The organism is Armatimonas sp., assembly GCF_043757465.1.
Lineage (GTDB): Bacteria > Armatimonadota > Armatimonadia > Armatimonadales > Armatimonadaceae > Armatimonas.
In genome coordinates, this window is the sequence record NZ_JAYVPL010000150.1 from 1 (window position 1) to 12,499 (window position 12,499).

Genomic DNA, 12,499 nt, shown 5'->3' on the forward strand with positions numbered 1-12,499 from the left:
ATCTGTCGCGCTCCTTGGAGGGAGACTTGACGATGATTGCCCTCAAGAAAGCGTTTGAGGGGGAGGGAGCAAAGGGTGCGGGTACGGGGTGTGGCACCCTGTAATCCAGGCGTTTTTCTGGACACTTTTGCAAGAACGGTGTGCAGGTAAGTTTCCCCACTGTTTGTTTGAACGACCCATTCTTCGGTATTCTGGGCAGCGACCTACGGGGGAGCCATAAGCGCCGCCGACTCCCTAAGTTTCTTGATGTCGGTTGCGCGAGAAACTGATTCAGGGAATCAAAGTACCAAAATACGTACTCGGAATTGGGTATCGTTGCACTGGCTAAAGCCCAATCTTTGCGGCGGCGTTCTCCCTAAAGAGCGAGCCATCGCGGATGTAGCGCCTCAGGATCGGGAGACTCTTATGACCCGTCTGATCCTGAATGGCCCGCTCACTCACCCCCGACATCGCCGCCTGAGTCGCTAGTCCTGCTCGTAAGCTGTGCCCAGCAAACGATGCCGCATCTTTCCCTGACGCTTGAATCGAGCGCTTCACCACACGGGCCACGGTCTGGTCGCTCAGCCTCTCCGAACTCACATTGCCATGCCTATCCACCGCGCGAAAGAGGGCACCGTCTTTTACCCCGCTGGCAGCTTTCCATTTAGCCAGGGTTCGCACCGGGCAGGTGAGGGGATCAGAGCCGTAGGGGATACCCACCTTCCGCCCCGCTCCGACCTGGTCGGTCTTGCTGCGCTGGATCGTGACAACGAGGCCCTCTTCCGACTCCACCACATCCTCCACATTGAGGGCCACCAGCTCGCTCCGGCGCATCGCCCCAGCGTAGCCAACCAACAAGAGTGCCCTGTCCCGGACAGAGAGCAGCTTCCCCTCAGGCAGGTGCTCTATCATCTTTCTGACATCCGCCGTGAGAGTGGGGGACTTACCCACTGTCGCAATCCCTTTCTCGCGCCTTATCCCTTGCCAAACCGCACGAACTACAGGGGACGAAGTAGGAGATTCGTGACCTGCCGCTTTGTGCGCCTCGGAGATCGAGGCTAGGCGACGCTGGATGGTACTGGTCTTGAGGCCCTGAGCGCAGGCAGTCAGGTAGAGAGCTATGGTATCCGCGGTAGCAGGAAGCGCGATGCGCCGATGCTCGTTGCACCAGAGGTTGAAGTCGGCCCAGTCCGCACGATAAGCGCGGCGAGTGTTCTTGGCCTTGCTATCCTGGATATACTGCCGCGCCTGCTCCGTGAGAATTTCCACACTTACGAGCCCAGCATCGCTTGCCTCTACAACAATCAGCTCCTGCGATTTCTCTGTTTGATCCATCTCTGCCCATCTCCCATCAAACGATTTAGCATGGTTAGTATGATCGTGAACATACTGATTATGCTCATACTAACTCTCTCCGGACTTACGAACTTGCCCTGTCTACGGGGAGTAGGGACTCTGGCCCCACCAAATGAAGCCCTCCCGATGACCCTGCCGCGACTACTTGAAGCTCGGGAGTGAAGCCCCCCAAGCTAAAGAGGACGTAGCTGGCTCCCTCACGCCAGCGTGCCTCCGGGTGGCGAGCCACCTTGCCCAGCAGTTGGGTGTAGACATCCATCCCAACCAGGCTAGTCGCGCTCCACTTACACTCACCAAAGAGGTAGCCACCACTGGCACGCTTGGCCACGACATCGAGCTCTATCTGACCATCGCGGCTCCACCAGCGCCCCGCGTCCAGAAGCGAGATTCCCAGCGTGCTCTCTGCCTGCTTCTGGAGCCACTGGTGGCAGATGCTTTCAAAGACATAGCGCCCCATGTAGGCGGAGAGCTGGGGGACGATTCGATTCTCAAAGAGGGCTTGGGGGTCGGCAAACGAGACCGCACTGGCAAGCGGGCGTATGCACCGGTACCAGAATGTCAAGAACGGGTCGGCGACCTGGTAGAGGGATCGGCGCTCGCTCTGCTCTTCGAAGGGAAGCTCTCGACGAATCCAGCCCAGCTCGGTGAGGGTGCTCAGGTAGTAGGAGAGTCCCCCGCGGTCCATCCCAAGAGCATTCATGATGCCGCCAAACTGGGTCTCCCCAAGCGCGATGGCTCCCAGCACCGCATTGTAGGGAGCAGGCTCGCGGATCTGCTCGCTGCTGAGCAGGTAGCTGACTTCGTTCTCCAGTGCACCGCCTGGCCGCAGGAGTAGGTTCACCAGCTCCTCACCGAAGGGGTGGTCGGTGTCCACGAGCGCGTGGTAGCGTGGGGTTCCACCAAAGACTCCGTACATTGTGAGCGTGCGCCCTACATCGTACTCGGGGCAGTCTTTATAGAAGTCCGCCACTTCTTGATACCCCAGCGGTGCCAAAGCGAGAATCCCCGCATTGAAGCGGCCAAAGAGCGGTGCGCTTGCTGCTCCAAGTGCTTTCATCGCTGAGAGGTGCGAGCCGCAGAGCACCACAAAGAGACGGGAATGAATCCCCTCACGATCCCACCAGGACTGAAGGATGCTGGGCAGCTCCGGCGTCTGTTGCACGAGGTAGGGAAACTCATCGAGAATCAAGGTAACTCGCTCCCCTTCCGTGCTTCCCTGCGCTTGCTGGGTGACAAAGCGAAGGAGGGCATTCCAGGAAACCGCAAGGTCGTCGGCGCTTGCTCCGGGATCGGGAAAGGCATCCAGGAGTTGCTCTGCTAGTGCGCGTCGCTGGGCATAGGCCGTGGTCTGATCAGCTAGATAGTAGCAGTGTGGCTTTGGCGTCTCTCCCGGCGCTCCCGCAAAGAAGCGCTGTAGCAAGAACGTCTTGCCAAGCCGCCTGCGCCCGTAGAGCAAGAGAAGCTGTCCCGGCTGCGATTTGGTGGTAAAGCCCCGCTGGAGCGCTGCCAGCTCGTGGGTTCGATTGAAGAAGCGCTCTGGCTGTGCGAGATACGAAAATGCCATGCCTGGAGTTTACTTATCAAAATGTAACTTGTCAAGTCATGTTTTGATAAGCACCTTGCCTTGTTTCCTATCTGGGTAGTGCAGATTGTTTCTTAAAATAGCATTGTTTCTTATACAGGAATCGAGTATAATTTTGGAAACTGCTTAAGGGCTTTAATAACGATGCGTGACATGACCAACTTATCACCCCGCACCAACCTATCATCACCCCACGAAAAACCCTGGTCAGAGACCGAGTTTCTGACCAGGGTGCGTGAGGAGGGGATTACTCTCCCCCCCGCTTCGCTCCGCCTCGCTGAAGTCCCCTCTCGGTTATCACTCGATACAGTCGGCGATGGGGTATTTGTCGCTTCCTGGGGAGAATACAAAGAGCAATTCGTGTCGGAATACAAGCCTTTGAGCACGCCTAAGGTCGTGGAAACCGCTGTGGCGCAGGCTCGCCTCTGGGCAAATAAGACGGGACTGCGGCCTCTGGTGATCGTTCCCTATCTGTCAGAAGACTCCCTCACCTGGATGCAAAGCCAGGGCATTAGCGGCGTGGATCTGTGCGGAAATGGTGTCCTGCTCGCCGCCAACTTCTCCGTATGGTGTACCGGAACCCCCAATCGCTTCCGCAATAGCCAGCCTATCCGAAATGTCTATAAAGGAACGAGTTCTCTCTTTTCCCGTGCTCTCCTGCTGAATCCCGAGTTCGACTCGCTTCTCTCACTCCAAGCCTTCGCTCGCACCCGTCTCGATGTCGCCAGTGATGGGGAGCGATTGGCGAAGGGAACCGCCTCTAAAGTAGTTCAGGCACTCGTGGAGGATCTTATCGTGCAGCGTGAGGGCAGGGGAGGAGTGCGCCTCACCGATACAAAGCGGCTACTGGAGCGCCTCAAGGAAAACTACCGCAAGCCCCAAGGAAAACGAGTGGAAGGAAAAATTACCCTCTCTGCTTCCGATGCCTGGCTCCGCCTCCGAGGAGCAGGTGTGCGTGCTGTCGCTACCGGGGACGGCTCAGCAGGGCGTTATGGTCTCCTCTCAGGGCCAGAGCGTCTCTGCCTCTATGTCTCCGATCTGAAGGAAGCTATGCAGCTCCTGGAAGTGAGCACCACCCGCATTTTCCCGAATGTAGAGCTGATCGAAACGACGGACGAAACGGTGTACTTCGATGCCCGCGACCGCTCCGATGGATGGTGGGCATCACCGATTCAGGTATGGCTGGAACTTGCGACCGGTGGGCCACGCGAGCGTAACGCAGCTAAGGCATTGTATGACGCACTCCTCAATAAAAACACGGAGACCATGCCATGAGCACAGATACAGCCAAAAGCAGCATTAACATCACTGACCCACTACTTCCCCACCTCCTCGATATTCTTGCCGATCCAGTCTCGGATGGTCTGATTCTGGCTGGTGGCTTCGGGCTGCGTCTCAAGCAAGAGTATCTACGACAGACAGGGGTGCGTACTCTACTGGCCCCGTTCCCTCCAGCACGAGCGACCCAGGACTTAGACTTCTTCCTTCGAATGGATATCTGGTTGGACTCCGCAAAGGGAGCTGCTGTTCGTGGTCTCTTGGACACGCTGAACTATCGAGCGCGGGTACCACACCTCAAGTTCGAGAAACCACTCTCTCCAGGCGCACCTGATGAGCGCACCGTGAAAGTAGATCTCCTTGCTCGAACCCCACGTGGCGATGAGAACATCCCAGTACGACGTGCCTCTGACCCAGCTCGCCATCCCTCGCGTGTGGGATCGGGAACGGGTATCGATCTGCATGGGGGTGAAACTCCCGAAGCCTTCGCGGTTGAGGACTTACCTACGCTCCTCCAGGTTTCTGGTGCTACAACCAACGGAACGTTCATAGATGCTTTAGTGCGCGTACCTCACCCCTACGCCTGGCTTAATATGAAAGTGAAGGCGGCTGATGACTGGACAGCACGTCCGAAGCCTTTCTCTGAGAAACATGCCTTCGATGTCTACCTTCTCAGCGCCATGCTGACACAGGACGAGATCGCGCAAGCAGAGGCTCTAGCAGTGCGCTACGCAGATAACCCGGTCGCTACCGAGATCCGCGATGCAGCAGCTCGGCTCTACTATAAGTCGACTAGCCCTGGCTTTGTGGAGGCGCAGCGTCAGGCAGGTAGCCCACTCGACCACGAGATATTCTGGGAAGCACTTCAAGTAATACTTGGCATACCAAGCACGGGATCGCACCAGGAAGCACAATAGAAGCATTTGGTCATGACAGAGGCCATGCCCAAGGGGTGCTTCATAGTTGATGCGTCGGTAGCCACGGAAACATCGTTCTAGAGCTAGAATTATCAAAGTGTATTTTGTCAAGTTATGTTTTGACAGATTGCATACTGGCAAAATGAGTATTCTTTTCCTGACTTTCTAATGAACGATAAGAGAACGTTATCGTTCATCAGAAACCATACCCCAATTTTTAAAATCGCCTATTTTGCCAATTTGCCTCTGTAGCCCCTTCTGTGGCGATTCTAGGGGCGATAACCTCCGGAAAGGGAATCGGTACCCCCATAAGGTAGCCAGCGAGGCCAAAAACGGCGATCTAGAGATAGGACAGATGCTTAATAATAAGACAGTCCTAGATAAATTGGCTAAAATAGGCTCTATTTTATCTGGCTATCTGGCATGGCTTTCTGGTAATATGGTCTGTAAATCTGGCATAACAGTCTGGCATTCTGGCTATATGGTATACTATTACCACGAAATTGCCCCAGATAAGGGCTCGGGGTTTTGGTGGAGACCAGGCCCTAGGAGCAGAGCTTTTTCGGGGCAGCTCGCGTAGAATCGCCTCACAGGGGCTGGAGCTAGAACGGGCGCTTAAGGGCAAGGGATAGACGGGTATGAAGATCATTACTATCACGGGCTACAAGGGAGGCGTGGGCAAGAGCACCGTTGCCGTACACCTGGCCGCTTTCTTCAGTAAGCGGGGAAAGACCGTCCTCGTGGACGGCGATCCTAACCGTACTTCTATTGCCTGGGCAGAGCGCGGCTCTCTCCCCTTCGAGGTCGTGGACCAGCGACAGGCTATGAAAGCTGTCGCTGGTGCAGACTTCATCGTGATAGACACGCCGGCACGGCCCGACTCCGACGACCTTAAGGAGCTGGCCAAGGGCTGCGACCTGATCGTGCTACCCACTGCGCCCGACGTGCTCAGCCTTCAGCCCATGCTCGAGACCTGCCGCGCTCTGGCTGGGGCCAAGTACCGAGCGCTGCTGACCATCGTGCCACCCCACCCAAGCCGCGAAGGGGAGATCATGCAGGGAGAGCTGCGCCAGGCGGGGATAGCGGTCTTTGATGCCATGATCCGCCGAACCGTGGGCTTCCCCAAGTCGGCGCTGGCGGGCACGACGGTGGAGACCCTCGACGATCCAAGGCAGAAGGCGGTATGGGGAGACTTCGAGAGCCTCGGTAAAGAGATACTGGAGCTGATTTAAGGGCGTTGGGGGTTTAGAGGGAAGGAATACGAGACGGGATATGAACAAGCCAAACGATACGAACCGGTCACGCTACGCGGACATTATCCAGAAGGCACGAGAGTCGGAGACAGCAGAGCCAGAGCAAGAACTCGAGGAAATCGTCTCGCTGCCAGAGAGCCAGAATATACGGCTCGAAACGCCTCCTGCTAAGGCCGTGGAGGAGATGGTGAACCTCTCGATCCGGGTGCCAAAACGCCTCAGAATGCACTGGGTCGCCGAGGCCAAGCGGAGCGATACCAGCCTCACCGCTGTCATCACCAAGGCCCTCAACGCAAAGTTTGGAAGTCCTTACAAGAGTTGAGTGGTCACCTCGTTACGGGGCGAGTCCGTGCCAGAGTGCAGACAGGGGAACAGCGTAAAGACCCTCACCAAACGGGAGAAGCGTCTCACCACTGTAGAACAGAACTCCGCGGATAAACCGAGTGCCAAGCGCCTCCTGGAGAGCACGCAGTCCCTTGAAATCAGCAGGGTTTACCGTCGAGGCAGACTTCACTTCAACCCCAACCACATCCCCACTGCGCGTCTCCAGCACGATATCGACTTCCTGACGGGTCTGCGTGCGCCAGTGGAACAGTGCGGGAGCAAGCTCACTCCAGCCCGCCTGCTTCTTCAGCTCCATCACTACCAAGGTCTCCAGCAGCATCCCCAACGTCACACCATCCCGATCCAGGCGCTTGGCATCGAGCCCTAAAAGGTGGCAGGCAAGCCCTGTGTCGCTCATCACGATCTTGGGGGTCTTTACTAATCGTGCCCCCAGGTTCCCCGACCAAGCGGGCAGACGCCCCACCAAAAAGGTCGCCTCCAGGAGTGCCAGGTAGCGATGCACCGTGGCATAGGGCATCGCTAAGGTGCTGGAGAGCTCCGTGATATTGAGCAGGTTCGACGTGCGCGAGGCAAGCAGTCCTAGAAGTGTCGGGATGCTGGTGAGACCATCGATATTGGCCAGGTCCCGAATATCGCGCTGAAGGATCGTGGTCAGATACGAGGCGAACCACTGGCGACGGCGAGCCTCATTGACGCGCTGCAGGGGTTCAGGATAGCCACCCAGAAGAATACGACGTATTAGCTCCTCCCGTGGGAGGGCAGGCAGGGTTCGGATTGTCAGCTCCTCCTCAAAGAGGTCATCCACGATCCCACGTGTACCTCCCACTTCCAGCTCACTTTGCGAGAGAGGCCAGAGGGTGAGCACTTCCATGCGACCAGCCAGCGACTCGGAGAGCTTAGGCAAGAGTAGGATATTTGCCGAGCCAGTGAGCAGAAACCGCCCCGGCTTGCGGTTATTATCGACGCTGACCTTGATAGCGGGAAACAGCTCCGGGCAGTGCTGCACCTCATCAAGGATAACGCGCTCAGGGAGGTTCTGAATGAAGCCCGTGGGGTCAGCTTTGGCCGTTGCCAGAGTGGTAGTATCATCCAGAGTAAGATAAGTCCCCTCCGACTGTTCGCCAAGAACCTCCCGTACAAGAGTTGTCTTTCCTGTCTGGCGAGCGCCATTGACCAAGACGACGGGTGTGTCCTGGCAGGCAGCTTCAATGAGTGGTCTGAGGTGGCGTGGGTAGAGCATTTGTGAGGGAATAATCCGATCTATCTGGATAGATATTATCCACTGACTGGATAAATGTCAACCTACAACATTCGTGTTTCTAGCTCTGTCGAGTGTACTTGTAGTAGGTGTTTCTGGAGATTCCCACGATCTCGCAGATCTCCCGAATACTGTACTGAGGATTGTCTTTCAGGGCGAGTGCTGCCTTCTGCTTCTTGACATTGACCCCCTTGGGCCGACCGCCCATACGCCCTCGGGCACGTGCGGCCACCAGGCCAGCCTTGGTAGGGTACAGCAACGATTCCTTCATTTTAGCTCCCCCCCTGTGGAGGTGTCTTTTTGCTACCATTTCAGGGTGACCAAAAACCCTCCTCGCTTTGCTAGAGTTGCCCATCGAGAGATTGGAGCATCTAAGGCATGACCAAAAAGTATACTTTTTGGTCATCAAATGCCGCCTTTAGTGAGTTTTTGCTGAGGGCGCACTACCAAAATTGCTTGTGGCCCGAAAATGAAGGAATCATTGTCGTACCCCATTCCCGTACTTTCCTCATCAGACTCTCGAATGTGTAAACGACATTGCCGAGGCGAAGCCTACCTCTCTTGAGGAGGTGAGCCCCGCCCAGGATCAGGTTTGTTTTCGGGGACAATAATCTTTGAGATTTCCCGAGCAACGAGAGCTAAACCTGCAAAAGCAATGAAGTGAACCATCATAGTGCCATCAGGCTTGAGCGCCCCACACCATTTTCCAAGTGTCGATGTGCCGTCGGGTTTTGCCACTGGAGCCACAATATTCACCTTGCCAGGCTTGATCCCAAGATCACGCTCGACGCGGGCAAGTACATCGATACTACCAGCTGGGGCAGTAGGTTTGGGCACGTGCAAGGTGGGCTTCGTCAGGGGGCGGGCTGACTTAACTCCCAGAGGGTCTTGCTTGCCAACCAATGAGTCTTGCTTGCCGACAGGTGCTGTGGCTTTACCCACAGAGGGAACGGAGTTTCCAACCGGAGTGGTGGTGCTGGCAACCGGAGTGACCGAGCTGGCGACTCCGACAGCCCCTTGACCCGTTGTAGCAGCAAGATGCCCAGCCCCCTGTAGAGGCTGCTTTAGCTTTCCTCGAAACATTGCTTTCTCCATGCCTTCAGGCTGGAGTACCACAAGACAGCGACCATGATTGGCCAGAGCACGAACATCAATGAGCGTTCCATCGGGTGCCGTCTGCCGCCAGTGCCGAACGGTTGGTTTCACTGCCCACCTCGATTCTCGAGTTCGTTTGAGTGCCCCCCAAACAGGCGTCTGAGGGCAGCCATTACGTTTGCTCCGTGTGACGCAACGTTTTCAAACCCCACCTGCCGCCCAGCGGTTGCACGAGCAGCTGGCCTGCGACCATCCGAATCCCATTGCTCCACAAGCTGATCCAGCTTTTCCAGAAATGCAAACCAGGCCTTGGCCGCATAGAGTCGCTCCGCTTTCACCTCAATGATATGCTCGGCAGTATGTACGTTCGCCAGATGCTCCAGGCGCTCACGAATCGCGGTAATGCGAGCTGTGGCTTCGTCTTCTTCACGGCGAAGCTCCCCAACCTTGAGCACACTCTTCACCACCATTGCGGCCTCAGACATTCGCTGATCCCAAAGACGAACCAGATAGAGGCGTGCCCAGTTAACCCCGATAAGTGCCTCCTGCATAGCCTTGTTGCACTTGAAGATGACATACGGCAGGCTAATACACGCCCCCATCAGATAGAAAACTGCCGCAGAGACTTCGGGCTCTGCGGACTTGCGCACAACACCCTGTAGAGCCTGCCTCTGACCGACAAAGCGGGAATACAGCTCATGGAGTGCTCCCCCCTCGATCACCGTTTCTGCCCCAAGCCCCACGAAAACGCCGATGAAGAATAGAGCCACTACACCAAGCATAATCCGATTCGCAAACCGCTCCTTTAGAGGCAGGGCTAAAACTAAATTTCGGATCGCTCCTTGAGCAGCTCGTCCAAGCATGCAGGCGGTTGTCGTTCCGATAAGAACTAACAACACCATCATGGGAATCGGGACAGTACCACTACGGATCGAGTTGGGAGATGCAAGACCTATCATAACCCCGAAGGCAATCGCGATGAGTGCACCAATCACAATTGGCGCAGCCTCCTCCGTCAGGAATTCGATAAACCCTTTTTTAGCCCCAACGGAAAGTACTTTTCCCTTTGAGTCCTCAAGATCGATTCCTGCCACGGACGGGAGCAATTTTGCAAGTGCTGGCACTTCGTATGCTCCACTGGCCGACTCGACCGGAGGCAATGCCCTGGTCATCGTAATCCCCAGAGATTCCAGGGTGAGCTCACTGGGAGGAACCAAACCGATTCGGGCAGCCTCATCTGCAAGATGCTCTTGTTCGACGCGGCGCTCTTGATGTAGCGTATCCTTCTCCCGTGCTAACTCCGCTTGAGCTACAAGAAGCTTCGCGTGAATTATCTGTCGCCGCTGGGAATCCGTTAAGTCTGCCTTTTCAAGCGCCCAGTCTAACATCGCCGCTGCTGACTTTGCTTCGGCCAAACTCACCATTAAAGGGGTCTGACAATCATTGGAACGAAAACGTACGCTAAGGCCACAAAGGCATGCCCGTTGCCCGCTCAGTCCACTGGCGTTCCCTGGTGAACCTTCTTGCGTAGCCGCTGAGCATACTGCCGAAGGTATTGCTGTTCGTCACCTTCTGCCTCGGTAAGTAGCCCTTCAAGTTTTGACGAGCCGATTTGCTGTAGGCATGTCAGAGCCATCATCCTGGCATACTGTTGGTTAGGATCGGGCCGGTTCCAGGCTTCCAAGGCTAACTCTTCGACATCGGGTGTACCTAGATGCGCCAGTGCTTTCAGAGACATACGCCGGACGTACTCATTGTCGTCTTGCATCAGAATTCGTAGCAGCCGCAGTGATTCAGGATGGTCTGGCCCATGTAAACTTAGCATTGCGGCGAGCTGCGAGCGGGCGTCTGGCTCGCCAAACTCAATGGATGCCGATGTGAGGTGTAGCAGGAGTTCTAGAGATGGACTCAATATCTCCCGGGCGATATATGCTGCCTCATTGTCCCGAGCCAGTGCATACAAGATCATGTCCACTTCCGCAGGAGACCAAGTTGAGAAAGGACGGTTGGCGACAAAATCTGACACCGCTGTGCAGAGTTCACTCCAAGAGTCATACTCGCATTCCCACTCACTAGATCGCTGGTCTACGGGGTAGGTGTTAGCCCACTTTTGAAATCGTTGCACTTCGGTCTGCAAGTCTCTCATTGCTCATCCTCCCCGCTGCTGACATAGCGATAGAAGGTCGCTTGAGAAATATGGAGAATCTCGCAGATCTCCTGAACGGAACGCTTGGGATCTTGACGAAGTGCTAAGGCTGCCTCTCGCTTCTTGGCAAATCCGCCCGGTGGTCTGCCGCCTTTTCGTCCCCGCGCACGGGCAGCAGCTAGACCCGCATTGGTTCGCTCACGAATCAGATCCCGTTCGAACTCAGCCAACGATCCCAGTATATGAAAAAGTAGCTTGCCGCCCGGCGTCGTGGTGTCTATGCTGTCCTGGAGACTCCTAAAGCCAACACCGCGGCTATCGAGTGCCTGCACACTCTCAATGAGATGTTTCAGGCTCCGTCCCAGCCGGTCGAGCTTCCACACAACTAGCGTATCTCCCTCTCGCAACATGCCCAGTGCCTTCTCTAATCCTGGTCGGGCTGCATTGGCTCCGCTGGCGGTGTCCTCACAAATCTGGGAGCAGCCCGCAGCTTTGAGAGCGTCTCTTTGCAGATTCAGATTCTGGTCGTTGGTCGAGATCCTGGCGTAGCCAATCAGCATGGTTTTCTTCCTTTGTCTTGGTCAGGATACCTCAGTAATTCCCACAAACTCATCGCTTTGAGTGAGATGAGAGTTTGATTTTTGAGAAGAGTTTTTGAGAGGAAAAAGAGGGTACTTTCTCGTAGCTTTGGAGGGTCTCTGCTTTTCTCAATAAACGAGCGTTTTGTGAGAGCACCTAATGCGGGCAGGCACGAGAAAGAAGGCACCTATGCCCGTGGATTTCCTGACGGCAGAACAAGAAAAACGATACGGATGCTACACCGCAGAACCAGACGCGGCTCAACTGGGCCGCTACTTCCACCTCGATGACAAAGATCGCGAGCTGATTGCTCAGCGGCGCGGTGACCACAATCGTCTGGGCTTTGCCCTTCAATTATGTACTGTCCGCTTCTTGGGCACGTTTCTGCCAGATCCCACGGATGTGCCACCAGGGGCAGTTGTCTTCGTCGCCAAGCAGATTGGTGTCAAGCACCCTGTCTGCCTGGTTCACTATGGCAAGCGTCCAACGACACAGCGTGAACATGCCGGAGAGATCCAACGCCTGTACGGTTATCGCGATTTTGGTGACCAGCCCGAATACTTTCACTTTGTTCGCTGGCTCTATACTCGAGCTTGGATCTCATCAGAGCGACCTAGTGGGTTATTTGTCTCGTAATCAAGCATAACTTCCGTTCCAACGGCGGCGAACAGGGCGGCGAGTAAAGCCGCCAGAACCACCTAGACGATGACG

The 12,499-nt window shown here is 55.7% G+C and carries 13 protein-coding genes; 5 read left to right on the forward strand and 8 right to left on the reverse strand.

The features are described 5' to 3' along the window. Nucleotides 1-324: 324 nt before the first annotated feature. Together ACH2ED_RS20940 and ACH2ED_RS20945 are read right to left on the reverse strand one after the other, a co-directional pair. A complete protein-coding gene (locus ACH2ED_RS20940) occupies nucleotides 325-1,314 on the reverse strand; it encodes a site-specific integrase (protein ID WP_395094674.1) in 990 nt (329 codons plus the stop codon). Between the two features lie 85 nt (nucleotides 1,315-1,399). Next, a complete protein-coding gene (locus ACH2ED_RS20945; RefSeq protein ID WP_395094675.1) occupies nucleotides 1,400-2,899 on the reverse strand; it encodes an ATP-binding protein in 1,500 nt (499 codons plus the stop codon). A gap of 396 nt (nucleotides 2,900-3,295) precedes the next feature. Between ACH2ED_RS20945 and ACH2ED_RS20950 the strand changes: the two genes are divergently transcribed. The 4 genes from ACH2ED_RS20950 (at nucleotide 3,296) to ACH2ED_RS20965 (ending at nucleotide 6,687) form a co-directional block, all read left to right on the forward strand. Further along, nucleotides 3,296-4,192, forward strand: coding sequence for a hypothetical protein (locus ACH2ED_RS20950; protein ID WP_395094676.1), 897 nt, complete (start codon nucleotides 3,296-3,298; stop codon nucleotides 4,190-4,192). Beyond that, nucleotides 4,189-5,112 carry a nucleotidyl transferase AbiEii/AbiGii toxin family protein gene (locus ACH2ED_RS20955; protein ID WP_395094677.1) on the forward strand — a complete coding sequence of 308 codons (924 nt, stop codon included), beginning with the start codon at nucleotides 4,189-4,191 and terminating at the stop codon, nucleotides 5,110-5,112. Before ACH2ED_RS20950 ends, ACH2ED_RS20955 begins: the two co-directional genes overlap by 4 nt. Nucleotides 5,113-5,750: 638 nt before the next feature. Then, entirely contained in the window at nucleotides 5,751-6,344 is a 594-nt protein-coding gene (locus tag ACH2ED_RS20960; RefSeq protein ID WP_395094678.1) for an AAA family ATPase, read from the forward strand. A gap of 40 nt (nucleotides 6,345-6,384) precedes the next feature. Beyond that, on the forward strand, nucleotides 6,385-6,687 hold the full coding sequence (locus ACH2ED_RS20965) for a hypothetical protein (RefSeq protein ID WP_395094679.1): 303 nt from the start codon (nucleotides 6,385-6,387) through the stop codon (nucleotides 6,685-6,687). 12 nt (nucleotides 6,688-6,699) lie between these two features. On the opposite strand, the gene ACH2ED_RS20970 is transcribed toward ACH2ED_RS20965, so the two are convergent. From ACH2ED_RS20970 to ACH2ED_RS20995, 6 genes are all read right to left on the reverse strand, one after another. Continuing rightward, entirely contained in the window at nucleotides 6,700-7,950 is a 1,251-nt protein-coding gene (locus ACH2ED_RS20970) for an ATP-binding protein (RefSeq protein ID WP_395094680.1), read from the reverse strand. 79 nt (nucleotides 7,951-8,029) lie between these two features. Then, the gene (locus tag ACH2ED_RS20975) at nucleotides 8,030-8,239 is read right to left on the reverse strand and encodes a helix-turn-helix domain-containing protein (RefSeq protein ID WP_395094681.1); all 210 of its coding nucleotides are present in this window, start codon (nucleotides 8,237-8,239) and stop codon (nucleotides 8,030-8,032) included. A gap of 281 nt (nucleotides 8,240-8,520) precedes the next feature. Then, complete coding sequence (locus tag ACH2ED_RS20980; RefSeq protein ID WP_395094682.1) at nucleotides 8,521-9,174, reverse strand: hypothetical protein; 654 nt, start codon at nucleotides 9,172-9,174, stop codon at nucleotides 8,521-8,523. Then, the gene (locus ACH2ED_RS20985; RefSeq protein WP_395094683.1) at nucleotides 9,171-10,478 is read right to left on the reverse strand and encodes a hypothetical protein; all 1,308 of its coding nucleotides are present in this window, start codon (nucleotides 10,476-10,478) and stop codon (nucleotides 9,171-9,173) included. Before ACH2ED_RS20985 ends, ACH2ED_RS20980 begins: the two co-directional genes overlap by 4 nt. Before the next feature lie 77 nt (nucleotides 10,479-10,555). Continuing rightward, complete coding sequence (locus ACH2ED_RS20990; RefSeq protein ID WP_395094684.1) at nucleotides 10,556-10,975, reverse strand: HEAT repeat domain-containing protein; 420 nt, start codon at nucleotides 10,973-10,975, stop codon at nucleotides 10,556-10,558. A gap of 230 nt (nucleotides 10,976-11,205) precedes the next feature. Beyond that, nucleotides 11,206-11,769, reverse strand: coding sequence for a recombinase family protein (locus tag ACH2ED_RS20995; RefSeq protein WP_395094685.1), 564 nt, complete (start codon nucleotides 11,767-11,769; stop codon nucleotides 11,206-11,208). A gap of 208 nt (nucleotides 11,770-11,977) precedes the next feature. Between ACH2ED_RS20995 and ACH2ED_RS21000 the strand changes: the two genes are divergently transcribed. Further along, nucleotides 11,978-12,424, forward strand: coding sequence for a DUF4158 domain-containing protein (locus ACH2ED_RS21000; protein WP_395094686.1), 447 nt, complete (start codon nucleotides 11,978-11,980; stop codon nucleotides 12,422-12,424). Nucleotides 12,425-12,499: the final 75 nt, after the last annotated feature.

Bases quoted from the DNA above. Each gene is read 5' to 3' on its own strand.
- ACH2ED_RS20960 (WP_395094678.1), top strand. From the start codon at position 5,751: ATGAAGATCATTACTATCACGGGCTACAAGGGAGGCGTGGGCAAGAGC.
- ACH2ED_RS20995 (WP_395094685.1), bottom strand. From the start codon at position 11,769: ATGCTGATTGGCTACGCCAGGATCTCGACCAACGACCAGAATCTGAAT.
- ACH2ED_RS20965 (WP_395094679.1), top strand. From the start codon at position 6,385: ATGAACAAGCCAAACGATACGAACCGGTCACGCTACGCGGACATTATC.
- ACH2ED_RS21000 (WP_395094686.1), top strand. From the start codon at position 11,978: ATGCCCGTGGATTTCCTGACGGCAGAACAAGAAAAACGATACGGATGC.
- ACH2ED_RS20945 (WP_395094675.1), bottom strand. From the start codon at position 2,899: ATGGCATTTTCGTATCTCGCACAGCCAGAGCGCTTCTTCAATCGAACC.
- ACH2ED_RS20955 (WP_395094677.1), top strand. From the start codon at position 4,189: ATGAGCACAGATACAGCCAAAAGCAGCATTAACATCACTGACCCACTA.
- ACH2ED_RS20970 (WP_395094680.1), bottom strand. From the start codon at position 7,950: ATGCTCTACCCACGCCACCTCAGACCACTCATTGAAGCTGCCTGCCAG.
- ACH2ED_RS20940 (WP_395094674.1), bottom strand. From the start codon at position 1,314: ATGGATCAAACAGAGAAATCGCAGGAGCTGATTGTTGTAGAGGCAAGC.
- ACH2ED_RS20975 (WP_395094681.1), bottom strand. From the start codon at position 8,239: ATGAAGGAATCGTTGCTGTACCCTACCAAGGCTGGCCTGGTGGCCGCA.